General features: G+C 43.2%; 23 protein-coding genes. 12 read left to right on the top strand and 11 right to left on the bottom strand.

Annotated features, from left to right (window positions below; all coding sequences use genetic code 11):
• The 5 genes from DMB44_RS06930 to DMB44_RS06910 all read left to right on the top strand — a co-directional run.
• The coding region (locus tag DMB44_RS06930; protein WP_153280189.1) for a zinc ribbon domain-containing protein at positions 1-223 on the top strand (223 nt) is incomplete at its 5' end.
• Positions 224-494: 271 nt separating this feature from the next.
• A complete protein-coding gene (locus tag DMB44_RS06925; RefSeq protein WP_010901571.1) occupies positions 495-1,091 on the top strand; it encodes an orotate phosphoribosyltransferase-like protein in 597 nt (198 codons plus the stop codon).
• Positions 1,092-1,239: 148 nt separating this feature from the next.
• On the top strand, positions 1,240-2,772 hold the full coding sequence (gene lysS / locus DMB44_RS06920; RefSeq protein ID WP_110642173.1) for a lysine--tRNA ligase: 1,533 nt from the start codon (positions 1,240-1,242) through the stop codon (positions 2,770-2,772).
• 64 nt (positions 2,773-2,836) lie between these two features.
• The gene (metG, locus tag DMB44_RS06915) at positions 2,837-4,480 is read left to right on the top strand and encodes a methionine--tRNA ligase (RefSeq protein WP_110642167.1); all 1,644 of its coding nucleotides are present in this window, start codon (positions 2,837-2,839) and stop codon (positions 4,478-4,480) included.
• A 140-nt stretch (positions 4,481-4,620) separates the two neighbouring features.
• Positions 4,621-6,069, top strand: coding sequence for an amino acid permease (locus DMB44_RS06910; RefSeq protein WP_110642165.1), 1,449 nt, complete (start codon positions 4,621-4,623; stop codon positions 6,067-6,069).
• Here DMB44_RS06910 and DMB44_RS06905 read toward each other — a convergent pair.
• The 6 genes from DMB44_RS06905 to rnz all read right to left on the bottom strand — a co-directional run bounded on the left by DMB44_RS06905 (position 6,066) and on the right by rnz (position 10,900).
• Positions 6,066-6,251: a DNA-directed RNA polymerase subunit K gene (locus DMB44_RS06905; protein WP_110642163.1), complete on the bottom strand. Its 186-nt coding sequence runs from the start codon at positions 6,249-6,251 to the stop codon at positions 6,066-6,068. The two genes, DMB44_RS06910 and DMB44_RS06905, sit on opposite strands and share 4 nt — an antisense overlap.
• 113 nt (positions 6,252-6,364) lie before the next feature.
• Entirely contained in the window at positions 6,365-6,811 is a 447-nt protein-coding gene (locus DMB44_RS06900; protein ID WP_110642161.1) for a UPF0179 family protein, read from the bottom strand.
• Position 6,812: 1 nt separating this feature from the next.
• Positions 6,813-7,871: an NAD(P)-dependent glycerol-1-phosphate dehydrogenase gene (locus DMB44_RS06895; RefSeq protein ID WP_110642159.1), complete on the bottom strand. Its 1,059-nt coding sequence runs from the start codon at positions 7,869-7,871 to the stop codon at positions 6,813-6,815.
• Between the two features lie 104 nt (positions 7,872-7,975).
• The gene (locus tag DMB44_RS06890) at positions 7,976-8,845 is read right to left on the bottom strand and encodes a dihydrodipicolinate synthase family protein (RefSeq protein ID WP_110642157.1); all 870 of its coding nucleotides are present in this window, start codon (positions 8,843-8,845) and stop codon (positions 7,976-7,978) included.
• Positions 8,846-8,885: 40 nt separating this feature from the next.
• Positions 8,886-9,869, bottom strand: coding sequence for a hypothetical protein (locus DMB44_RS06885; RefSeq protein ID WP_110642155.1), 984 nt, complete (start codon positions 9,867-9,869; stop codon positions 8,886-8,888).
• 110 nt (positions 9,870-9,979) lie between these two features.
• Positions 9,980-10,900, bottom strand: a complete 921-nt coding sequence (gene rnz, locus DMB44_RS06880; RefSeq protein ID WP_110642153.1) for a ribonuclease Z — start codon at positions 10,898-10,900, stop codon at positions 9,980-9,982.
• Between the two features lie 100 nt (positions 10,901-11,000).
• On the opposite strand from rnz, the gene DMB44_RS06875 reads away from it, so the two are divergent.
• Positions 11,001-11,795, top strand: coding sequence for a fumarylacetoacetate hydrolase family protein (locus DMB44_RS06875; protein WP_237265345.1), 795 nt, complete (start codon positions 11,001-11,003; stop codon positions 11,793-11,795).
• A 40-nt stretch (positions 11,796-11,835) separates the two neighbouring features.
• Here the strand turns inward: DMB44_RS06875 and acs are convergent, their stop codons facing one another.
• On the bottom strand, positions 11,836-13,932 hold the full coding sequence (acs, locus tag DMB44_RS06870) for an acetate--CoA ligase alpha subunit (protein ID WP_110642149.1): 2,097 nt from the start codon (positions 13,930-13,932) through the stop codon (positions 11,836-11,838).
• Positions 13,933-14,128: 196 nt separating this feature from the next.
• Positions 14,129-14,797 (bottom strand): hypothetical protein, encoded by a 669-nt coding sequence (locus DMB44_RS06865; protein WP_153280188.1) that lies wholly within the window; start codon positions 14,795-14,797, stop codon positions 14,129-14,131.
• A gap of 109 nt (positions 14,798-14,906) precedes the next feature.
• Here DMB44_RS06865 and DMB44_RS06860 point away from each other — a divergent pair, with 109 nt between their 5' ends.
• Complete coding sequence (locus tag DMB44_RS06860) at positions 14,907-15,302, top strand: toprim domain-containing protein (protein WP_237265344.1); 396 nt, start codon at positions 14,907-14,909, stop codon at positions 15,300-15,302.
• A gap of 72 nt (positions 15,303-15,374) precedes the next feature.
• Positions 15,375-15,815, top strand: a complete 441-nt coding sequence (locus DMB44_RS06855; protein WP_110642143.1) for a single-stranded DNA-binding protein — start codon at positions 15,375-15,377, stop codon at positions 15,813-15,815.
• A gap of 3 nt (positions 15,816-15,818) precedes the next feature.
• Here the strand turns inward: DMB44_RS06855 and DMB44_RS06850 are convergent, their stop codons facing one another.
• Positions 15,819-17,585 (bottom strand): ATP-dependent DNA ligase, encoded by a 1,767-nt coding sequence (locus DMB44_RS06850; RefSeq protein ID WP_110642141.1) that lies wholly within the window; start codon positions 17,583-17,585, stop codon positions 15,819-15,821.
• A gap of 176 nt (positions 17,586-17,761) precedes the next feature.
• Between DMB44_RS06850 and cysS the strand changes: the two genes are divergently transcribed.
• From cysS to DMB44_RS06835, 3 genes are all read left to right on the top strand, one after another.
• Positions 17,762-19,120, top strand: coding sequence for a cysteine--tRNA ligase (cysS, locus tag DMB44_RS06845; protein ID WP_110642139.1), 1,359 nt, complete (start codon positions 17,762-17,764; stop codon positions 19,118-19,120).
• Between the two features lie 157 nt (positions 19,121-19,277).
• On the top strand, positions 19,278-20,375 hold the full coding sequence (locus DMB44_RS06840) for a transposase (protein WP_237265343.1): 1,098 nt from the start codon (positions 19,278-19,280) through the stop codon (positions 20,373-20,375).
• Positions 20,376-20,470: 95 nt separating this feature from the next.
• A complete protein-coding gene (locus DMB44_RS06835; RefSeq protein ID WP_110642137.1) occupies positions 20,471-21,658 on the top strand; it encodes a nicotinate phosphoribosyltransferase in 1,188 nt (395 codons plus the stop codon).
• Between the two features lie 156 nt (positions 21,659-21,814).
• Here the strand turns inward: DMB44_RS06835 and DMB44_RS06830 are convergent, their stop codons facing one another.
• Together DMB44_RS06830 and DMB44_RS06825 are read right to left on the bottom strand one after the other, a co-directional pair.
• A complete protein-coding gene (locus tag DMB44_RS06830) occupies positions 21,815-22,000 on the bottom strand; it encodes a DUF1059 domain-containing protein (RefSeq protein WP_110642135.1) in 186 nt (61 codons plus the stop codon).
• A 33-nt stretch (positions 22,001-22,033) separates the two neighbouring features.
• Positions 22,034-22,171: a YHS domain-containing protein gene (locus tag DMB44_RS06825; RefSeq protein WP_201796949.1), complete on the bottom strand. Its 138-nt coding sequence runs from the start codon at positions 22,169-22,171 to the stop codon at positions 22,034-22,036.
• Between the two features lie 85 nt (positions 22,172-22,256).
• On the opposite strand from DMB44_RS06825, the gene DMB44_RS06820 reads away from it, so the two are divergent.
• Positions 22,257-24,275, top strand: a complete 2,019-nt coding sequence (locus DMB44_RS06820; protein WP_110642133.1) for a cation-translocating P-type ATPase — start codon at positions 22,257-22,259, stop codon at positions 24,273-24,275.
• Position 24,276: the final 1 nt, after the last annotated feature.

The following is a 24,276-nucleotide window of genomic DNA, read 5'->3' as shown; positions in this document are numbered from 1 at the left end:
TGGCTATGTAAATAAAAACAACAGGCATGGCTCGGTATTCAAATGCCTGAACTGTGGCTTCGAACTCCATGCGGATCTGAATGCCTCAAGGAACATCGAAGTGCCCGGTACATCTGAGTACTTCAGGCTGATGTCAGCCAGCCGATCGTTGCGGTTCGATGAAACCTCGTCTACGGGTGAAGGGGAGACCAGCAGCAAGCTCCGAAGCTTTAGCGAGGAGTAGCTGACGCATTGATCTATTGATTATCCATGCAGTGTTCGCATGACAGGAAAGTTTATGGATATATTTTGTATGCATGAGCATGATATCGCCTGCGATAGCCAAGCAGTGCGATATCATAATATAGGGCTGGTGCGGTCCGAATCTACGCCTGTGGAGATGCATATGAACATACCTCAGAAAAGGTATGGCCATTGCGTCTTTGAATCAGGAAGCTCCCAGGCTTAAGTTGGGGAGTAGGCCATCTGATGTTGCAAAGGCAAGGGGTATTGATATGAAGAGCATTGAAGAACTCTATAAGAGAGCTCTTGAATTAAAGAATAAGGGTATGAGCGACAAGGAGATATCAACTGAACTTCATCTTTCAGTAAATACAGTCACATGGCTTCTCAGTAAGGAATTTCTAAAAGAAGGCGCTGTTCAGGACGTCAAGATAGGTTGGAGAAGTGTAGGAGTATTTGGTTCAAGGATCATCAGTATAGCAGAGATAATGAGTGATATCATTCGTGAGGAAATGAATAAAAACTCATTTGAAGTTGATTCAATACTGGGCATAGCTATAAATGGTATACCTTACGCTACATTGGTCTCATATCTGATGGATAAGGAGCTGATTGTTTACAGGCCACATCCTGCGAGAAAGGAAGGTGTATTCAGTTCTAACTTTGCATCGGTAGAGGGCAAAAGAGTCGTGATTATTGACGACGTTGCCAGCACAGGGGAGACGATGAGAAGAACCATAACGGATGTCACCAAAGAGGGCGGAAAGCCAGTGCTCTGTGTGCTGTTGGCTTCCAAGATGAGCGTAAATGATCTGAATGGGGTACCTGTCAGATCGCTGATAAGGACGCAGGTCATCGGTGGCTCATAGGCACCAAATAGAATTCCATTTTTTACGGGAAAATAAGGAAGAAAGCTTTCGGATTCAAAGTGGACAATATATCGAATAAGGATTGAATTTACATTTTCATTCTTTATACGAATGAAAGTATTATTTACGCCTCTCCTATCTCGTGGCAGTGATAAGATTGTTCTGGGCAGATGCTTTGGTGAAGGATCTGAATGGTCCACAGCGTGTTTCCACCGGTATATCGCCCTCTGGTCCAATACATGTCGGAAACATGAGAGAAATCCTGACCGGAGATATACTATTTAAGGCCATATCCAAGAAAGGATTGGAGGCGGATTTTATATATTTATGCGATGATATGGATCCTTTGCGAAAGGTCTATCCTTTCCTCAGTGAAGATTACAAAAAGTATGTGGGACAGCCATTGAAGAATATACCGGCACCTGAAGGAACAGGGAAGTATTCTGATTATTATCTTGATCCATTCGTCCGTGTTATGAAGGAGGCGAACATCCCAGCAAGAGTCATAAAGACCTCCGATCTGTATGATACTGGTATACTTGCCAGAGCGTGCGATATTGCAATACAGAACAGGGAAAAAATAAGAGAGATACTTGAAACCGTGTCAGGAAGGCAGATAGAAGGTGATTTCTATCCCTACGAACCTTTATGCGAAAGATGCGGTAGAATAAACACAACCCAGGTTGTTTCATATAAGTATCCTTATGCTGAATATGTGTGCAAATGTGGCCATCATGGATTTGCCGATATTAGAAAGGCTGAAGGCAAGATGCCATGGAGGGTCGAATGGCCAGCAAAATGGTTCGCGCTCAAGGTTACTATCGAACCTTTTGGAAAAGATCATGGCGCACCAGGCGGTTCCTATGATACGGGAAAGAGAATTGCATCCGAAATATTCGGAATAGAGCCACCACTGCCACTGATATATGAGCGTATAATACTGAAAGGAAAGGGTGCTATGCATTCCTCCACTGGTCTTGCTATAGCGGCTTCAGAAATAATGGAGGTAATACCGCCGGATCTTCTGCGATATATGATTGCACGCGTTAATCCGGGAAGGCACATAGATTTCGATCCGGGACTTGGCATATTGGCACTCGCAGATGAACTTGGTAAGCTGCAGGATGCATACTTTGGAGATAGATCCGCGCTTGATGAGGATCAGATCGCTATAGTGGAATATTCACTCGTTAATAAGGACAGAAAGCCTTACCCGGTGGACTTCAGGCATCTGGTGACCCTTGTCCAGATATACAGAAATGAAGACGAGCTGTTGCGCGCCGTTAAGATGAGTTCCACATCTAATTTTGATGAGGCAGACTTCAAAAAGGAGATAGAGTATGCCAGGAGATGGCTTGATAGATATGCTCCGGAAAACGTCAAATTTAAGATCTTGCCAATTGATCAGCGCGTAGAATTAAATGATGAGGACGCTATGCTGCTGGAATCATTCGTGAACGACATCGATGGTATGCCCTGGGAGTCAGCGTCAATACATGATAAGGTGTACGATCTTGCTCAGAAATACAAGAAAAGCCCTGATTCAGTATTTTCATTGTTTTACAGGATATTTATCGGAAAAGATCGAGGACCAAGGTTGGGATATTTCCTATACAACCTCGGCAGAGATTTCGTGAAGAACAGAATAGAAAATGTATTATCGCAGCATGGAGATGCCTGATTTCTGGAGCAAATTCTATCAGGAATTAGAAAACCAATAATATTTGAAATAAATTAACCGTGAGGTGGTTCATATAAAGGTACTGATTAACTGTGCCCTTCCATACGCCAATGGCCCGCTCCATATAGGCCATATAGCTGGAGCTTATCTGGGGGCAGACGTGTTCGCAAGGTATAACAGATTGATAGGTAATCAGGTTCTCTACGTATCCGGCAGCGATGAATATGGTACGCCCATAACCGTCAGGGCTGAAAAGGAGGGAAAAACCCCAAGGGAGATAGCCGACAGGTACTACGAGGAACATCTGGAGACGTTTCGCAATCTCAACATAAATTTCGATATATTTATGAGGACCACCTGGCCGGAGCACTCTGAAAATGCTCAGGATTTCTTCCTAAAGCTTTTAGATGCTGGTTATATCGATAAGGGTACCATGATAGCTCCCTTTTGCCGCAAGATCGGTCGGTTTATGCCGGACCGCTATATTGAGGGGACTTGTCCCTACTGCCACTATCCAAAGGCAAGAGGAGATCAGTGTGACAACTGCGGGCGCACACTTGACCCTCAGGATCTCATTGATCCTAAATGTATCCTGAGTGGCGAGACGCCCGAATTCAGGGAGACTGATCATTTCTTTTTGAGGCTCGATCTGCTTGAGGACAGGCTAAAAGAATGGATTTCCACAAGGAGTTCATGGAAGCCAAATGTGGTTGCATATACACAGAATTTCATAGCAGGAGGGTTGAAAAAGAGGCCAATAACTAGAGACATAGATTGGGGTGTAAAGATACCTCTGCAGGGGTATGAAACCAAGAGGATATATGTATGGTTTGAGGCGCTCATCGGATACATAACGGGAGCGAAGGAGTATTCAAAGAGAATTGGGAACCCGGATCTGTGGAAGGAATTCTATTTCGATCCAGAAGCGCGCAATTATTACTTCATAGGAAAGGACAACATACCTTTTCATGCGATAATTTGGCCGGCTATGCTGATGGGTTACGGAAGCTTCAACCTGCCATACGATATACCGGCCAATGAGTACCTCACATTCAAAGGCCAGCAGTTCTCTAAGAGCAGGGGAATCGGGTACAGCGTCGATGATCTACTTAAGGCCGTTTCGGCAGATTATCTCAGGTACTATGTGGCTTCGATACTACCCGAGACTGGTGATTCTGATTTTTCCATCGAAGAACTCGTTAATACCGTGAATTCTGATCTAATAGACAAGTACGGCAATCTCGTGTATCGTGTCGTGTCATTCATTGATAAATACGATCTTAAGGTTGAACCTGTCGATATTAGCAAAGACGAGGAGTTTTTATATGCAATTCATTCATTCCAGGCCTTTTCAGACGAGCTATCCAGCGTGCACATAAAAAAAGGGCTATCTATATGGCTTGATCTAGCGATCTACGCAAACGGATTTTTCAACAGATCGGAACCATGGAAAACTGTTAAGATCGACAGAAATAGACTCAACCACGATCTATACCTTTCGCTGAAGATAATAGAGATTCTCACTGCAATGGCCTATCCATACATTCCTGCATCGTCTGAGAGGATGTGGGATCTGCTTGGAATACCATTCAGGATAGGTGAATCGTACAACCGCCTGAACGAGATGCACACGTTCGATGTGCGCAGAGGCAGTATACCCTTTGTGAAGCTTGATCTAGAATCAGTGAAGGCAAAATTAAATAATTAGACGTCTATTTTAATTTTATCCTTGTGAATCCACATCCTCATAATATTTCAGTTATGTTTATATAACATAAGTACAATATAGAATTAGGACTGGCGATAAAACCTATTCTTTCGCCATTCCGTATTTTCAGAGGTTTAAAGATGGTACGTAGAAGAAGTGGACTGAAAAGGAACTCAATAGGCATAATGCAGGGGATATTCCAGTCTATGGGACAGGTTGCTCCTGCCGCCGATATTGCAATATTGCTTGTGGCAACGTTTTCAATAGCCGGATCGAGGACAATACTTTCCGTGATTTTTGGGTGGCTCGTATACGCAGTATTCATGGTCACGCCCTATCAGTTCTCAAAGTACAAGGCCAACGCAGGAAGCTACTATGCATTTGCAGCTGGTTCCACAGAGAGCGGCAAGCTCGGGCCAGTAACTGCACTGAGCTTCATGTATTATGATATAACGGGCGCCGCATTTGGAATACTGGGTCTTTCATCGTTCATATTCCTGATTTCACCAAGGATAACCGCAATACCCTACATATGGATACTCTTCGCCGGTGCATTCACAGCTTACATAACGATAGTAACTTACATCGGTATAAAGCCTTCACTTGGATACAATGCCGTTGCAGGCCTTGCCGAGGTCCTGTTTCTGGTCATAGGCGCAATAATCATCATACTGAGGGTTGGGCCACATAATTCAGTGGTGCCGTTCACGCTTCCAAAGAACCTTGGGGTAGGTTTTTCAGCAATAATGTTTGGTGCTGTGTTCTCTATACTGGATTTCACGGGTACTGGAATTGTTACAACGGTCTCTGAGGAGATAAAGGACCCCAAAAGAAACATAGGTAGGTCGATCCTGTACGCCATGATTCTGACTGCTATAGCGATAATACCTGCAACTTACGCCCTAACGGTTGGCTGGGGTATAAGCAATATAGGATCGTTCGCCAGTGCACCCGACGCAGGGATAATAGTGTTTGGAAAGTATCTTGGTACGATAGGTGTGATCTTGCTGATAATATTCACGATCAACAGCTACCTCACCAATGGAGTTTCGAAGGCAACTGCGGTGGGCAGGTGGTGGTACTCCGCAGCTGGGGACAATGTGATATTTCCGAAGGTCATAGCCAGGATACATCCGAAATATCGTTCACCTTACATGGCCATAATTGTTTGGAGCATAACCTCCTTTGTTCTTGATGTGCTTATGGGGCTATACTTTGGTCCGAAAACTGCAGCGTTTATTCTTGAGGCCGGTACCGGGATATCCATAATCATAGTTCATATAATGGCTAACACATCATTGACATATTATACCAGAAGGATCAACAGATTCGAATTTTTGAAGCATGCCCTGGCGCCAGCGGTTGCGACAGTTATAGGTCTTGTGGTCATTTATTTCACCGTCTCCAACATATGGACAAGATGGGTAACGGATCCAACGCCTGTGAATGATGCCTATTTCGCCTCGTTCATTATAACCATACTCTGGGTCGTGATTGGAGGAATGATCGTGACACTTTATTATTCGAGGAAGAGACCAGAGATCCTAAAAAATGCCGGTGAGTTTGATGTGGAGAACGCAAAAGTTTAATTTAAAATTTTTGAAGCTTTTTTAATTGTTATGGGTATAACGTTATTCTCGAACTCCAGCATTGCTATATCAACAGGATCTATCATATTTTTAGGCACATCGATGATAACTGGAGCACCCATGGCTATTTGAAGAGCTCTTGCTCCTATAATCCTTGCTTTTTCAAATTTGGTATACTTCATAGAAATCTGGTAAAAACTACATTAAAAACCTCTATAATAGCTTTGCGATTTTTAAAACGACATAATGCCCAGTGTCTTCCATGTTTGCTACACGATCATCGTATTTTACGGCATCATTTGTATGATATGGATATCTGCTTCATCTTATATCCTTTGGGGCAGCTTATCTCCTTTCCAATCGATTTCACCATCACCTTGATGTCAGGTTTGAAATAATAGAGATTGCACTTTTCTATATTGGGGCACGTGATGTAGTCGCAGTTCATCGATTTAAGAGATATTATGGCCCCTTCCTGAATGCGTTTACTTTCCTGCACGTTCACATAGTCTTCGAGTTCTTCCACCTCAACAGTATTGACTTTATCACCGTTGAAAATTATGCATGGGTTTACCTGCTCCCTGACCTTCGTGACTCTGTAGCGATGTCCCTGCTCCAGATTGAAGCAGACATTCTTCACCCTGCAGTCAGAGCACGCTGCGAGTGGACCGGCAAAAACAAACTCGAGACCTTCCTTTGCTATGCTGCTACCGATCAGACTTATCTTTGGCAGAACAATCACCTCAGATTATTCCAGTAAGTTCCAGAGCCTTCACCGCCGCATCATAAGACATATCGCTCTCTCCAAGTATGGTGTATCTCTCCGGCCTTATGGAATGGGCCTTTCTGAGAGCCTCTATAACGATTTCGTCACTAATGCCATAATCTTTGGATCTTATTGATATTCCAAGCGTATCGAAAGCTTCCTTTATCTGTTGCCAGTTCTCGTCATGAAGATACAAGGACACAACCGTGCCCATGGCGCACATCTCTCCATGCAGCATGTTGTCGACACCTGCCGCCTCCAGTGCGTGGGCGAAGAGATGTTCACTCCCACTTCCGGGTCTTGAATTTCCAGCGATGGCCATGGCTGTGCCAGAGGCCAGTATGTTCTTCGTTACAAGCCATACGGATGATTCTTCATACTTTTTGATCTCATTTATCTGAGAAAGAACTTCTTGTGCTGAATATTCCGATATAGCTGCTGCGCTGGAACTGAACTCTTCGCCCTTGAGCCTGTGGGCCAGCTTCCAATCTTTAACGGCGCTGAGATTTGATATTACATCCGCGGCACCGGCTGCAAGATACCTGTATGGTGCCCTTATCATTATCGCAGTATCAGCTATAACACCTATGGGCATTGCGCCTTCCTCAGAATACGATATACCATTTCTTCTCAGAGATGCCCTGGGTGAAGCAATACCGTCATGACTTGGCGCCGTAGGTACGCTCACGAATGGCAGCTTTCTGTCGAAGGCAAGTTTTTTAGCCAGATCTATCTTTGCTCCCCCGCCCACACCTATCACGATGCCTGCCTGAAAGTCGTAAGCATCCTGCTCAAGCTTTTCCAGCGTCTCATAATTAGCATTACCCGTCAGAAAAACGCGTACTTCATATCCATCAAGAGACAGGAGATCTTCGATCTTCTTTCCAGCAAGTTCATATGTTATACTTCCTGATACGATAATCGTCTTCTTATTACGGCTGTTTTCTCCCACGACGTCAACGATATGATCAAGAACATCATGTCCTATGTATACGTCTCTGGGGAAATGCATCGTCCTGAACTTCTGGAATTCCATTAAAGGAACAAACTAAGAAGGGATATAAATCTTTCACTGTTCGGATAAGACATATACAATGATAACGAAATGCGTATAATTTTTAAAAAAATCGAACCTGGAATTCATGCGATCTTTGAAATCTCCAGATCGATGATCCTCTTTTGGTCTGAGCTAGGCTCTACCATCGGGACTCTGTAGCCACCCTTTATGTTGTTCATCTTGTAAAATGCATAGTAGTAGCCTGACGGAAACGTAGCACTATTGACCGCGTACATCAATGGATTTATCATATTCATCTGTATATCCCTTGCTTTATCGAGGTTACCTGACGAAAATTCATGATAGAGATTCGTTATGTAGGGTGATATGTTGGAAAGGCCGCAAACTCCTCCGCTTGCTCCGATGGAAAGAGAAAGAAATAGCAGATCGTCCTGGCCCTGGAAGATGTCAAAGTTGGTCCCTTTATGTTTCATTATTCTGGAAAAGAATCTCATATCACCTGAGCTGTCCTTAATTCCCTTCACGTTTGAAAATTCTTTAGCAAGTTTTTCTATGAGATCTTCACCGATCCATGTGCCTGCCAGCTGTGGGATATTGTAGATGAAGAGATCATTGGATGCAGCAGATATGACAGCTGAAAAATGCTTATAGATCCAGTTTTCATCAGGCTTTATATAGTATGTGGGCATCAACACTCTTGTCTTTATTCCGATATCTTCAGTATACTTTGAGAGTTCTATCGATTCCTGGGTTGATGAAGATCCCACGCCTGCATACACCTGCATCTTTCCAGAGTGTTCACTGACAAAGCTCAAGAATTTCTTTCTCTCCTCTATGCTGAACATCGGGAAGAGACCAGTTGATCCCATTGGAAAAAGACCATCAACACCGTATTTACCAAGTTTCTCAATTAATACCTGCGTAGCGCTGTAATCTATTTCGCCCTTCACGTTCATAGGCGTGATCATGGGCGTTATGATACCCTTATACATACGTAGACATCACTGAAAAGTAGTTAAATATTGTTGAATTTCAGATATATCGATTTTCTATGACCTCCTTATTGCGATCGTTTTTAGTGACGTAATCCAGCTGAATGGCCTTTCTGAGGTTTATTTTGTATCCAAGATATCCAAGAACCACCACTGATAACACCACTAGGAAGAATGGGAGTCCAATGGCATCAAGGTTATGTATCTTCACTCCGGTTATTATCTGATAATTCCACAGTGCTGGAAATATAAGAGTAATGATACCGGCTACAAAAAACGCTATCCCTCCATATGAGAGGACGAAGTGGCTTATCCCCCTGGCAACAAAGGCTATCCCCTTCACGGTAAGGTTCTTCTTTTTGGTCAGCCAAAGGCCAAAGGCAGTTCCTGCTAGAACCTGCATGGTCATCGTTCCAAGACCGAACATGAGACCGGGTACAAAACCGAGGTAGATGGGCATATTCGGCGCGATGACAAAGTAAATTATCAGAGCGAATGCACCGAAACCAAATCCGGCAATCAGTCCATGAACAAAGGCAAGCTTCAGCGGTACGGGTCTGTATTCTCCATCGACCTTTGTCATTATGGGGTTTTCCATGTGTTCAAGTTCCATCTTCTCTTTTTCTTCATGGCCCTTATGAATGCCGAAGGCATGGTACAGCCATTCCTCTATTATGTGTATGTGAGGATATTTCAGTTTATTTGCAATGTAGAATCCGGACAAAGCCATAACTGCACCGACGATGATATATACTATGCTGTTGAAGTAGGGATAGAGCATAAAGCTAGCTAGAGCGAGCGCCGCTATCTCTGACATTATTGCTCTCTCCACGGTGAAGCCGGATGAAAATAGAAGACCTGCCTTTGCGCCTCCCTTTGTGGAATAGCTGCCCACCGCGTAAGAAAAGGTTATAGGCCATGTATGCTCATCGGGAGTTATACCATGGACTATACCGAGTAGATAGGAAATGAGTATTGCGGCATAGATACCTTCGTAGGTAGGGTTCCAGAGATTTATAATCATAGCTTAGTATCATACTAAGATATTTAAATATTTTTAATGATGTTATGTAATCATAGAATTATTAACTATATGCTAAAATAATCCGCATGGCTGTTAACAAGTATCTATTCTTACTCGTCATGCCGAACCTTAACCTCCAATTCCATGAGATCTTTGCTTTCATAGGTATTCTCGAATTCAGTTCTCGCGTCTTCAAGGAGAACCTTTGTATCGGTTATTCTTGGGCTGTAATGATACAGATAAAGTTTGCCAACACCCGCCCTCTTCGCTATCCTGGCAGCCTGTCTTGAAGAAGAATGTCCGAATTCGTTCACAGCTGGCTCAAAACTTGAGTCTGTTGTGGTATCATGGATCAACACGTCTGCGTTCCTGGCAAATTCCACCATCTTATCCATCGGCCTGGTATCGCCAGTATAGACTATCTTTCTTCCTCTCCTTACACCGGCCGATATGTCTTGGATCCTGTACTCCACACCCTTATATACATAGGTTCCGTTTTCTCTGATTTTCTCTATGATTCTTGATGGTATATTCTTTTCCTTAGCTCTGTCTGGATCTATCTTTATCAGATCCTTCTCCTCTAGGCTATAGGACAGGGCAGGCACTGGATGATCGTTGAGTATAGTTCTGATCAGAAATTTACCGAAGTCATAGGTTCTGTCAGGTTCCAGTTCATATATCTTCAAGGGAAAATGAAGCGTATAGTAACCAACATTGAGAGCATTCGAGAGTATATTTATCGCACCCTTGGGACCGAATATGCTCAGCTGTTTTGATCTGTTATTGAACGACATGCTCTGAACCATACCAAGCAATCCAAGGAAATGATCACCGTGAAAGTGCGTTATAAATATATTGTCTATATCCATGAAAGAAGTAGAACTTTTCATTATCTGCTTCTGAGTCCCCTCCCCACAATCAAAAAGGTTGAGAACATCATCTATCTTTATACCAACGGCTGGCATCGCTCTTATGGGCGTGGGCCAGCTACCACCTGTTCCATAAAAGATGATCCTTATATTGGAGGCCATTGACCTCTCATTCCACTATTCTACTATTATTTTTCCATGCCGGAGATCGATAATGAATTATTTTAACTCACAATATAGATACATGAAGATCGGTAGATGCATGGTCGATAGTGAAGAGAGATTATTTCTATCAGATGGTCAAAATGTAAGGCTGCTGGACGGAATCAACGACATAAACAAATTCATAGAGCAATATGGTGATACCTTTTCTTCCACTCAATACGATGGGAAATTTCAGTATCTTCCTGCTGTCAGCCCTTCCAAGATATTTCTTCCAGCGGTCAATTTCAGATCTCATTCAGAGGAGTCGGAAACCAGATTTCCGCCTAAACCTTACTTCTTTACGAAATTCTCCAACGCACTTGTGGCCCATGGCGGAACAGTTCACAAGCCGAAAGAGATAGAAAAGCTAGATTATGAAGGCGAGATCGGCATCGTAATAGGAAGAAGGGGAAAGCGAATACCACTGGAACAGGCCGAGGATTATGTGTTCGGCTTTACGATAGTAGACGACGTAAGTGCTAGGGATTATCAGTTTCCTGAGATGCACCCGTATGGATACAACTGGGTACAGGGCAAGGCATTTGATGAAGCGCTGCCCGTTGGGCCGTACATAGTGACCAAGGACGAGATAAAATTCCCTCTAAAGATAGAAACAAGAATCAATGGAGAACTCCGTCAATCCGGAACAACAGATGACATGATCTTCAGCATTGCCCAACTCATATCCACACTTTCACAGACTATAACGCTTGATCCTGGGGACCTAATAACCACCGGAACACCCTCCGGGGTGGCTGCCTTTACGGCTGGACGTTATCTTGCAGATGGAGATACAGTTTCGATTGAGGTGAGTGGGATAGGGGAACTGAAACATAATATAAAGGATGAATAATTTTATAGTTTTCTTTATTTGACTCATAAATTATGTATTTTCAATGATGAGTGGTTGAAAGCATTATTCTTGCGTCAACCACCGTTGCTCCATGCTCATTCACGATCATTGGGTTTGCATCGATACCTTCGATCTCTGGATGATCGTATGCCAGCCATGAGAATCTTACAATCTGATCCACAACAGCATCTATATCCAGTGGGCCTCTGCCTCTGAATCTCTGCATCATCTTACCGGCTACTGTGTCGTGTATCATATCGTATGCTTCTTTAGAGCAAACAGGCGCAACTCTGAATGAGACATCTTCCAGTACCTCGACTGCTGTTCCGCCAAGCCCAAACATTACTGTAGGCCCGAACGTTGGATCATTTACTGTGCCGATAATGGTCTCTAGGTCACCTTTGAGCATTTCCTCGACAACCACGCCATCTATCTTTGCCTGTGGCGCGTTCTTTTTGACATTTGAAATTATGGTATCAAAAGCCTTTAAGGCCTCATCTTCAGATTTTACATTGACAATGACTCCTCCAACATCCGTCTTATGCACTATGTCCGGGCTCTGTATTTTCAAGACCACTGGATATTTGAAATCCTTGATTATGTTCTTCAATTCATCCTTACTTTTCGCAAGTTCCGTCCTGTTTACCTTTATTCCATAGGAAGCAAAGATCTCCTTGGACTCCAATTCATTCAGACTCTTTATGCCAGCTGTTGCATATTTCTTGAGTTTTTCACCAACGCCATCGCGCTTGAGATCCACAGGTCTTGCCGGTCCAAGGCAAATAAGATCGTTCATTCTCTTATGGTTGCGCAGGGCGGCCATTGCTTTCACTGCCTTGTCTGGTGAATCGAACGTAGGAATTCCATTTTTGATAAGATACAGAGCTGCATTCTTGGAGTGATCGCCACCGACAAAGCCAGCAACCACTGGGATCTTTCTCTTTGATGAAAGTATACCATTTATAATCCCCTTCGCTGCATCAGATGGATCCAGATTCGCGACCTCGCAGTAGAGTACAACCAGACCATCGACTCTTTCATCTTCCATCACGGTTTTCAGAGTATCTGCATAAATCTCTGGAGTGGCCATTGCACTCATATCTATCGGGTTCTTTGTGCTGCCGAATGAAGGTATGACCTGCCTGATTTTTGCCTGTAGATCGTCAGGAGGTGTCTGCAGGGGTATACCTGATAACTCAGCCTGATCAGTGGCCAGCACACCGATTCCACCACCGTTCGTAACAACCATCAGATTATCTCCGGCCATCGGTGGCTGCAACGATAGCGTAAGGGATAGATCGAAGAGCTCCTCTATGGAATTAGCGCGTACAACACCCGCTTGTTTGAGCGCACCATCATAAACACGGTGGGACCCTGCAAGAGATCCTGTGTGTGATGCTGCCGCAACAGATCCATGTTTTGATATTCCAGATTTCAGCATCACAATCGGCTTCTTAATGGCCCTTGCTGTGTCTATGAACTTTCTCCCTTCCTTCAGGCCCTCAGTATAAAGGGATATACAGGATACATTTTCATCGTCAGCCAGGAATGTTACGAGATCTGAGAAATCAAGGTCGGCCATGTTACCTATACTTATCAGGAAGCTTGTTCCTGTCTTATTGCTCCAGGTCATGGCATCGAGACCCACTATCAAAGCCCCGCTCTGCGATACCATTCCTATGGTACCTGGATATGGAAGATAGGGTGCGAAAGATGCATTGAGTTTCACTACATTGTTCATAAGGCCTACCACATTCGGCCCTAGCAGGCGCATGTTGTATTGTCTGCAGACTGATACTAATTGATCCTCAAGATCCTTTCTTCCCACTTCTGAAAAACCGGAAGCCACAACTATTATACCGAACACTCCTTTCTTTCCGCACTCTTCAGCAGCTTCTGGGGTATGTTCAGCTGGTACTGATATTATGGCCAGATCAACCTTGTCAGGAACGTCCCCTATAGACGGATATACTGTATAACCTAGTATGTTTCCGCCTTTCCGATTGACTGGATATACTTTACCGCGATAGCCACCCTCCTTGAGGTTGCGAACAATCTGATAACCGATCTTCGTTGTATCAGCTGAAGCCCCTATGACCGCGACTGATTCAGGATAAAACAAACTTTTTAGATCCATAGATGATAATCGCAGCGTAAAGAAAAATGTTTTTGTTTTTAATATTTAAATCAAACATATTAATTGATATTTATTGATAATCAGATATCAAATATCTTATGCATTCAGCTGATTCAATTCATAGTGTATTACAATTAAATACGAAAATATGTATTCAAATGCAGATATTTTCATTGATAGATATTAGTTATCAGTATTACAGTTGAAATGTTCTGTTTCTTATAGCTTCAATGAATTCCTGATTCAATCCGGCCTTCGATAGGTAATACCATCCGGGTATCACCCCATGATTTATCGCATCGTTTATTATATCATAGATAGGAACGTATCTTGAGACGCTCTGGTATTTTATAGCGAATACCCAGGGCGGGATATCGAAATAATTCTTTATCTTTCCAGGAACGGCGTCATGTAGTGTCTCATTCAGTATCGACGCGACCTTTTCGTTATAGTACCATTTATTTACGATGGGCCTCTCATAATACTGTGGCGGTGAATATATTTTCCACAGAAGCCCGAACATGGAGATCTCTCCGCCATATATTGCGTTTCCTCCAAAGTCGTCGATCATGGTTAGTGGCGCTGTTTCTTCCATTCCTGTCTCAACGTTGATTATCTTAACATCTGTTTTCCTGTAGGATCCCATATACTTTATTACGATCCTGTCTAGAGACTCTGCCTCTGACTCACTTATATCTCTGTCATTCTGGTATTCATCCATTATGTACATGTATTCATTTATGGGGCTGTTAAGAATCAGCTTCAGGTAATAATCATACCTGTCTATGGACGTTTTACAACACCCCCTAAACCGGATCGCCGGTATGATCCTCGCACACCCCGTTCCAAGCCTCAGACAGCTCAAAAATGCATATATTCATATCCTGCATACTCACCTTACTGAATATAACGAATATTCATATATAAATGTTAATGATTAGCAATGGACATAATCTTTAAATAGCAAGCGGAGATTGGCAAATACGTCCTCCAGAAACAGATTTTTGGAGATTATTGAGAAGTACCGGTCCAGAAATATGAGTGTACCCATAGTAGTTGAAGGGCGAAACGATCTGAAATCACTGAGGAAGATGAAGTTCCTGGGAGAAATACTGATATTGAATAGAGGGATGTCCCTTGTTGAATTTTCCGATCGGATTGCTGAACGATACAGACACATCATACTGCTGACCGACTTTGATGCAAAAGGTTGCGATCTTGAAAAGCGAATGAGCGAATATCTGATGGGAATGGGGGTTGACATAGATATATACCTCTGGAATTTCGTGAGGAGGAATGTTCCGGTGAAAACCGTAGAAGAGCTCCCTTCGGAATATGAGCGTCAGTATGAAAAGACAGTGCAGATGTAAAGAGTTAAATACGCAATTGAAATGTGTGGTTGGTCTTTCTAGAGACGTTCTAGAGACAGGATAGTAAGTAGTATGGAAGATATAACGAAAATAAAGGATCTAACACCCTCCTCAAGGAGAGTGAATGTTGTTGGAAAAGTTTTGTCTGTTGGAGAACCAAAAACAATACAAACGAAGTTTGGAGACCAGAGATCTGTGACAGAAGTAACCATCGGAGACGACACGGGAAAGGTTATACTGTCCCTATGGGGCGATCAGGCTAGCCAGGCTAAGACCGGTGAGACTCTTGCAATAGGGAACGGATACGTTTCACTTGTCAGGGGTCATATAAGGCTTAACGTTGGCAAATACGGTTCATTGAATGTTTCTGATGAAGAAGTGGCAGAAGTTAACGAGGATTTCGACGCAAGCGAAAAGGAATATGAGAATTTCCATCGATCCGGTCCACGCAGAGATAACTTCAGACGCGGCGGATACGGTGGAAGATCGAGCAGAGACGAAGAAGAAGAGTAATTTTTAACTCTTCTCTTCCGTCAAAGTCTTTTTTTGTTCTTTATACATCTCAAGGATCTCCCTTGATGTTGTTGAATCTTCAGGTTTTTTATCCTCACGCCATTTCCCGGTGAATCTCGGGAATCTTACGGATAACCCGGAATCTTTTTCTATTTCTCCATAGGCACATGTATGCACCGGACTCACGGTTATTTCAGCTCCAATTACCTCCATCACAACTTCCGGACAGAACCACACATCGGGTTCAAGATTGCTGACTACTCTGGCTGGTTTCTCCTTTGATACATATTTTTCAAATTTCTTAGGCAGAGAAAACAGAACATCGTCAGAAAAACCAGATCCAAGTTTACACACCGTTTCAAAGGTATCATTTTTATCATTGTATGTAGCCAGGAGCAGTGCTCCATAGGTCCCCTTTCTTCTGCCATGTCCGTAGAATGCACCCACCACGGTTAGATCTAAGGTATCCCAGAGCTGTGCCTGATAGTCTCTCTTCAATTTTATCCATAGCCAACCCCTTGCACCGGCTTTGTATACGGAATCCTGAGAGAGGCTCTTCGCAACAAGTCCTTCGCAGCCATCCTCTATAGCCTGGTTGAAGAATCTGTGCACTTCGGCCTGATCCCCGGATTCTATTCTCTTTGCAAGTCTGAAATTATCGTTCTCCTTGAAGAGCGATTCCAGTATGCTCCTTCTCTGCGAATAAGGTGTCTTAGACAGATCCTTACCATTTAGATAAACAATGTCGAAGAGGAATACTGTGATTGGTATCTCAGACGACACCTTATCTACATCGTGTTTTCTTCCTCTCCTGTGAGATATGGCCTGGAATGGATATAGTTCGCCGGTGTCCGGGTCGTATGGTACCGCTTCTCCATCCAGTATGGCCGAATCAACCTTGAACGTTTCCAATGCTGCTTTCCTTATATCCGGAAACTGATTCGTTGTCTCCTCATTTCCCCTTGAAAATAATCGAACATTACCCTTCTCTATATGCGTCTGCGTGCGCATCCCATCATATTTGTATTCGAATGCGCATCTCCCACCCATCTTCTCGAGGATCTCCTCCACGGATCTCAGGCGTTCTGCAAGCATGACCTTGAAGGGTATCATTGGGGTAGGCCCCAATCCGATTATATTCTGGCTGTTGCCATTCCTCAGCTCAGATGCTATATAACCGAGATCAGGATGGAAATTATAGGCATTCTCTATATCCTCAGCATATTTTTCATCTGAGAATGCCTTTATTATGGCATCAAGTATCGTGGCATCGGATATTCCAACACGCAGTTTGCCCGTTATGATTCTTGTTATGTACATTATCTCCTTGGGGGTGCTGTTGAGGAACAGATCCATATATGCATCGATTCTTGACTTTGTGCTTCCGGATCCAGATGATCGGGCCATCTTCATAAGAGAATCATGTATGTATTTTACAGTCAGTTCAACTTTCATCAATGTGCTCATGCTTCTCCTTTCGGCCATTTCGCGTGCCAGCGATCCTATGTCTCCAAGTTTTGTATATTCTTTTTCTATTTCTTCTTCCGATATATTTGAGGCTGTTGAAAGCGCTTTTAGGATCAGTTTGTCAGACATCTGTGTTTCAAGACCAAGATAATCCGGACCAAGTTTTCCTTGGACAAGATAAACGAGGAGAGGCAGATCATCATCAGCAGTCTTCAAAAGATTAACAAGAAGATCAGTAAGCTCCAGCCTTTTGGTTGTGTTCTCCATCTTTTCAAAGGCATCCGCAACTACAGAAAACAGCATATATCATGTATACGACTGGGAGTATAAAAGCTATCTGCAGTAGACTGTGAAGGCGTGATCAGAGTTCCCGGTTTCATCTTGTAAGTTTAGAGAATATCGAAGGTCGCATCAAGTGGCCTAGTGGAATATGGATCAATGTTTATATATCTTATAGATTGATTATGGAATGATTGTATATGCGTTTCTACAATACACTGACACGAGGGATTGAAGAATTCAGGGAGATGAACAGAGGGCGTGTAAACATATTCGTTTGCGGTCCAACTGTTCAGGATCATTTTCATATAGGACATGCAAGAACCTACATATTCTTCGATGCGGTTGTCAAATTTCTCAGATCTGAAGGTTATTCGGTCTTTTATCTTCAGAATATAACTGACATAGATGATAAGATAATAAATAAAGCCAGAGAAATGAACATAGATCCCAGCGAAGTTGCCGAGATCTATTTCAGAGAATTCCTTGAGGATATGGCTGCGCTGAAGGTGAATTCAATAAACTATTTCGCCAAATCAACCCTATATATCCCTGAGATCATATCTCAGATAGAGAGACTCATTGAAAAGGGATATGCCTATGAGACAACCGATGGCGTTTATTTTGAGGTAAGAAAATTTCCAGATTATGGCCAGCTTTCGAACCAGAGCCTGGATCAGATAATACATGGATATAGGGTTGCAGTGAACGAGAATAAGAGAAATCCAGAGGATTTTGTGCTCTGGAAGAAGAGAAAGCCGGGAGAGCCTTATTGGGAATCACCCTGGGGCCCGGGGAGGCCTGGATGGCACATAGAGGACACTGCTATAACAGAGACCTATTTCGGGCCCGAATATGATATACATGGTGGAGGATCCGATCTTATATTCCCGCATCACGAGGCAGAGATAGCACAGATGAGATCGATAAGCGGTAGGAAATATCTTTCGCATTACTGGATCCACACAGGCATGATCAACGTCAACAACGAAAAAATGTCAAAATCCCTGAAGAACTTCGTTACCATAAGGGAGGTTCTGAAGGAATACAGACCGGAAGATCTTCGCTATGCGTTGCTGAACGCAAACTACAGGACCCAGCTGGACTTTTCAAAGAATCTTCTGGAAGAATCAAAAAAGCAGGTGGAATATATCAATTCTACCTACAGAAAACTAATGAACGCATCTGGGAATAAAGACATCGAACTGGATGCTGGATCAATCATAGCCAAGATGGAAGAAGAAGCGTCAAATGACTTTGACTTCCGATCGGTGTTTAGGGATCTCCTTGAGCTTGCCGGTGAGATAAACAGGGATCTGGAGGACATATCAAGAAAAAGTGCGGATGAGGCTGCGAAGATATTCAGATGGGTTGACGTCTTCGCTGGAATACTGTTCTCTGAGAACAATAATCTTTCAGGAATCGTCGAAGATCTGCTCAATATGCGAAACAGATTGAGGAAAGAAAGGAAGTTCAGCGAGGCAGATCAGATACGGGAAATCCTGATCAGGAATGGAATACACATAGAGGACAGAGGAGATAATACCATATGGTGGTGACGATGGAAGCTCAGGATATCTATGAGTTTTAAATGATCATAGAACTTATGGATCTTATATTTCAGGAATAAAATCGGGATCTGTGCATAAGCATGAAATACATTCGGTTCACCATTTCCTGTCGCAAAGAAGCCCCATCCTTTAGGGTGGAGAGGAATTGCGACGAACTTATATATTGAATTATTATGTCTATATTGTTCTTAAAACCCTTCAGATCAAATTGCTTCCCGATGAGAAACAAAAGGAAGCACTCATAGATACTTTCGTCAGATTCAACGAGGCATGCAACTTTGTCTCCAGAATAGCCTTTGATAAGAAGATTTTCAACAAGGTGTTCCTGCAGAGGATAGTCTATAGGGATATAAGGGAGAAGTTCGGTCTTGCCGCACAGCTCGCCGTAAGGGTTATAGCCAAGGTTGTTGAAACCTATAAAGCGGATAGGGAACATTTCCATGAGTTCAGGGATTTTGGATCCATTGTCTATGACCAGAGGATACTCAGTTTCAAGGGTATGGATGAAATAAGCATAAACACAGTTCATGGAAGGATAAGAATACCCATAACCATCGGTAAATATCGAGAGATGCCTTTTGAAAGGATCAGGGGTCAGTGCGATCTCATCAGGAAGAACAAGCAGTTCTACCTCATGGTTGCAGTGGAAGTTCCAGAAGAGCCCCTGGTTGAGGCGAAGGATGTTATCGGGGTTGACATGGGCATTGAAAACATTGCCGTTGATTCCACCGGCAAGTACTATTCTGGAGAGGAGATCAAGGATGTCAGAAAACATTACTCCGATCTTCGTTCCAGATTGCAGTCTAAAGGAACTAAATCTGCGAAGATGCATCTCAAGAAGCTCTCTGGGAAGGAGAGCAGGTTCGTAAGGAATGTCAACCATGTGATATCGAAGGAGATCGTTCAGAAGGCCAATATATACATCCACAACTCCTGGGCATTCCATCAGCTCAGATCCTTCATAGAATACAAGGCAATGGAGGCAGGTATTCCCGTCATAGTTATTGATCCAAAGAATACGAGCAGGGAGTGCCCTGTGTGCCATACCATAGACAAAAGGAACAGGCCTGAACGATCCCGTTTTAGATGTATTTCCTGTGGATTCGAGGGAGAGGCTGATTTCGTTGCTTCCCTCAACATCAGGAACAGGGCTGCCGTCAGCCAGCCTATTGTGGCGGGTGCTATTTTCGGTCATTCGACCCTCCCAGCTGCAAGCTCCGAAGCTTTAGCGAGGAGCAGCTGACTTAATTCGATACTACGTTTATGCCAGTTGAATTAGAAAAGTTCGAGTCTCCATTTATATATACATTCGATATATTCAGATGATGGGATGGTAAGATGAATACATTCAACATTGCCAGCGATGAGGAGATAAAGAAGGGTCTGGCCTCTGACGTTTATTTTGAAAGGACAATAAAGGCACTGGGAAATAGATGCAAGGATCTTGAAGTATCTATGGAGGCCACAATATCAGGGCCACTGGATACATGGATAAATTTCACGGGCTTGGATGAGGTGATCAAGCTTCTCGAGAATATAGATGTGGATCTTTATGCAATACCAGAGGGCACCATAATATATCCAAGGGATGCCAACGGAATGCCTGTACCCTTTATAAGAATAGAGGGAAAGTACTGCGATTTCGGAATGTATGAAACTGCGATATTGGGCTTTATATGCCAGGCCTCCGGTATTTCAACAAAGGCCTCAAAGGTCAGAATGGCTGCCGGTGATCTTCCATTCTTTTCGTTCGGTATACGCAGGATGCATCCGGCCATCTCACCCATGATAGATAGATCAGCCTATATCGGTGGTGCAGATGGGGTTTCTGGTGTGCTTGGTGCTAGGATTATAGGTGAGGATCCGGTTGGAACTATGCCGCATGCCCTTTCCATAATGATAGGCGATGAGGACGCCTGGAAGCTGACTTTAGAGAACACGAAGAGTGGGCAGAAATCCGTTCTTCTCATAGATACATACATGGATGAGAAGTTTGCTGCCATTAAAGTTGCTGAGCTCTTCGATAAAGTTGATTATATTAGGCTGGACACTCCCTCATCCAGACGGGGTAATTTCGAGGCACTGATAAGAGAAGTCAGATGGGAACTAGCCCTCAGAGGCAGGAAGGACATAAAGATAATGGTATCGGGTGGCCTTGACGAGAATACTGTCAGGCGGCTGAGGGATGCAGGAGCTGAGGCCTTCGGTGTAGGAACCTCAATATCATCTGCCAAGCCTTTCGACTTTGCTATGGATATAGTTGAGGTTAATGGAAAGCCGGAGACCAAGAGAGGTAAAATGTCAGGCAAGAAGAACGTGCTCAGATGCGAGAAATGTAACAGAGTAGAAGTGGTACCCGCGGATGTTCAGGAAAAGGCCTGTCCGTGTGGTGGCATGATGCGAAATCTGATGGTAAAATATCTTTCTCATGGAAAGAGGCTTTTCGAATATCCTCTACCAAGGGCCATAAGAGAGAGATCTCTTAAAGAGCTGAAATTCTTTATAGACCAGGATCAGAACAAATAATAGAATGCATGACCAATATATCATCCTGGCGCATAAAGCTGTTGAAAATATCGGATATTTTTTAGATACAATTATAATAATCTATAAAATTAACTATGTGAATTAGATCAAAAATATAGGCGAAACGAACACCTATCGTTTCATTTCATTGACTGTTCAGAACATCTTTTTCTTTATTGCGGCTGTGACCTTATTCTTCAGATCCTCATTTATCTCCGTTATGTTATGGGCTGTCTTTGCATGTTCAACGATCTTTGGCATCAATTCATCTATACTCTTTGCAGAGGCTTCAAAGCCGCAGTTCATACCTATGTCGGCACATTTAAAAACATATTTTGCCATAAATTTATAATTCGTCTATCTTAATAAACTTTTTTATCTTGTATATTTTATAGGATTCTTATCGAATTCAATCTTGCAATGTTCACTGCAGAAGTAGTATTCTTTACCATTGTAGCTTGATCTGTATCTTGCGTTCTTATCAACCTTCATTCCACACACTGGATCTATCATAATCAAGTATTCTTGATTCCCGTTTAAACGTATCCTTTGCGAAATGCACAGAATAGCCTTAACTTATGGTGGGTAATGCTTAAAAATGGCTACTGATCCTATATGCGGTATGTATGTTCCCGAAACCTCGGATCTCTATGTTGATAGGGATGGAACGAGATATTATTTCTGTTCGAAGACATGCATGGACAAATTCCTGGAGCCAGAGAAACAAGGGAAAGATCTCGCCAAAAAATTATGGATTGCATGGGTATTTTCTGTGGCCGTGATGGTTCTAACATATCTCAGCGGTATAAAATTCCGCGATTTCATTCTCCTTCTGCTTTCTATTCCGGTAATTTTCTATTCTGGTACGCAGTTCTATCAGGGTGCATGGGGAGCCATAAAGACAAAAAGCGGGAACATGGATCTTCTGGTGTCTCTCGGCGTTATCACTGCGTTCGCATTCTCTCTATTCATAACGTTCTTCCCGCATGTCATACCGCATTCCATGGTATATTACGATTCATCGGATTTCATAGTATCCCTGATATTAACAGGATCCTATATTGAAAATGTTACAAAGGCAAAGGCAAGTGAGGCTGGAAACAAGCTTATAGATCTGATTCCGGACACCATTCATGTGGTCTACAGCGAGGGTGTGAAGGACAAACCTGCTTCAGATGTTCATCCTGGAGATCTGATAGAGGTCAGGGCTGGAGAAATAATACCGGTGGATGGTACGGTAGATCGTGGATCATCTGATGTGGACGAATCGATGATAACCGGTGAAGCATTGCCGCTGGCAAAAAGGGAGGGTGACTTCGTCTCAGCAGGTACGAAAAATCTCAACGGAATTCTTACGGTAAGGGTGCAGAATGTAGGTGCAAATTCAACTGTTGGCAAGATATATTCTTTCATCAAGATGGCTTCCTCAGGAAGAACAAAGATTCAGAGGCTTGCAGACATCTTTTCCTCTTACTTTGTTCCAGTTGTGCTTGCAGCGGCTAGCCTTTCATTTCTCTTCTGGTTCTTCTATCTTAGATCCATAGGAGATCCATATTTCATCGAAATAGCTGTATTGGCATTTGTTTCTGTTATAGTCATAGCCTGCCCATGTGCAATTGGACTTGCCGGCCCTATAACACTTCTGATAGCATCTGAGGGTTCCTTCGAGGCTGGAATACTGGTGAAAAATACGGGGGCAATGGATAGGGTAATAAAGGTGAACAGGGTAGTCTTTGATAAGACTGGAACACTAACGGAACCAGAGATGCATGTCCTGAGTTACGATGGAGATATGAATGCCCTTCATATGGCGGCGGCACTGGAATTGCATTCTAACCATCCGGTAGCAAGGGCAATAGTAGATTATTCTGGTAACTCAACATCGATGGATGTTGCGAATGTAAATGAAATTCCTGGGATCGGTATAGAAGGTGATTGCTCTGGGCATCATGTCTCCGTGCGATCAGGAGATGATGGCTACATTAAGATTTATGTTGATGGAGAAGAGAGAGGCATTCTGAGTGTGGGCAGTAAATTGCGTCCAGGGGCTGTTGAAACCATATCTCATCTCAGATCAATGGGCATAAGGATATCTGTTCTTACAGGCGATAGGAACAAGAACTCGCTGTCCGTTCTAGATACCATAGGTGCCGATGAGATACATTCTGGTTTGAGGCCAGAGGATAAGGCTGAGATCATAAGGAGATACCAGGAATCAGGAGAGTATGTGATGTTCGTTGGGGATGGTATGAATGATGCCATAGCAATCGATCAGGCCGATGTTGGGGTCGCAATGGGATCTGGATCAGACATAACGAGAAGTCAGGGAGACTTCGTTCTTCTCAGAAATGATCTCAGGGCCATAATAGCAATATTCGATATATCATCGAAGACCATTTCTAAGGTCAAACAGAACATATTCTGGGCCATATTCTATAACTCTGCGCTCATACCTGTAGCTGCTGGCATCCTGGTACCTATCTTTGGAACGGGGATATACTCATTCCTTCCGATCCTGGCCGCATTTGCCATGGGAATGAGTTCAAGCACGGTCGTTCTTAACTCGATGAGACTAAAGGGAAAGATTAGGGTAAATCAATATTATATCGGCATCTGAT

The organism is Thermoplasma sp. Kam2015, from assembly GCF_003205235.1.
GTDB lineage: Archaea > Thermoplasmatota > Thermoplasmata > Thermoplasmatales > Thermoplasmataceae > Thermoplasma.
This window is presented reverse-complemented; position numbering and strand designations above follow the sequence as displayed.

Bases quoted from the DNA above. Each gene is read 5' to 3' on its own strand.
- DMB44_RS06925 (WP_010901571.1), top strand. From the start codon at position 495: ATGAAGAGCATTGAAGAACTCTATAAGAGAGCTCTTGAATTAAAGAAT.
- DMB44_RS06910 (WP_110642165.1), top strand. From the start codon at position 4,621: ATGGTACGTAGAAGAAGTGGACTGAAAAGGAACTCAATAGGCATAATG.
- DMB44_RS06905 (WP_110642163.1), bottom strand. From the start codon at position 6,251: ATGAAGTATACCAAATTTGAAAAAGCAAGGATTATAGGAGCAAGAGCT.
- DMB44_RS06895 (WP_110642159.1), bottom strand. From the start codon at position 7,871: ATGGAATTCCAGAAGTTCAGGACGATGCATTTCCCCAGAGACGTATAC.
- DMB44_RS06890 (WP_110642157.1), bottom strand. From the start codon at position 8,845: ATGTATAAGGGTATCATAACGCCCATGATCACGCCTATGAACGTGAAG.
- DMB44_RS06885 (WP_110642155.1), bottom strand. From the start codon at position 9,869: ATGATTATAAATCTCTGGAACCCTACCTACGAAGGTATCTATGCCGCA.
- rnz (WP_110642153.1), bottom strand. From the start codon at position 10,900: ATGGCCTCCAATATAAGGATCATCTTTTATGGAACAGGTGGTAGCTGG.
- DMB44_RS06875 (WP_237265345.1), top strand. From the start codon at position 11,001: ATGGTCGATAGTGAAGAGAGATTATTTCTATCAGATGGTCAAAATGTA.
- acs (WP_110642149.1), bottom strand. From the start codon at position 13,932: ATGGATCTAAAAAGTTTGTTTTATCCTGAATCAGTCGCGGTCATAGGG.
- DMB44_RS06855 (WP_110642143.1), top strand. From the start codon at position 15,375: ATGGAAGATATAACGAAAATAAAGGATCTAACACCCTCCTCAAGGAGA.
- DMB44_RS06850 (WP_110642141.1), bottom strand. From the start codon at position 17,585: ATGCTGTTTTCTGTAGTTGCGGATGCCTTTGAAAAGATGGAGAACACA.
- cysS (WP_110642139.1), top strand. From the start codon at position 17,762: ATGCGTTTCTACAATACACTGACACGAGGGATTGAAGAATTCAGGGAG.
- DMB44_RS06835 (WP_110642137.1), top strand. From the start codon at position 20,471: ATGAATACATTCAACATTGCCAGCGATGAGGAGATAAAGAAGGGTCTG.
- DMB44_RS06830 (WP_110642135.1), bottom strand. From the start codon at position 22,000: ATGGCAAAATATGTTTTTAAATGTGCCGACATAGGTATGAACTGCGGC.
- DMB44_RS06825 (WP_201796949.1), bottom strand. From the start codon at position 22,171: ATGATAGATCCAGTGTGTGGAATGAAGGTTGATAAGAACGCAAGATAC.
- DMB44_RS06820 (WP_110642133.1), top strand. From the start codon at position 22,257: ATGGCTACTGATCCTATATGCGGTATGTATGTTCCCGAAACCTCGGAT.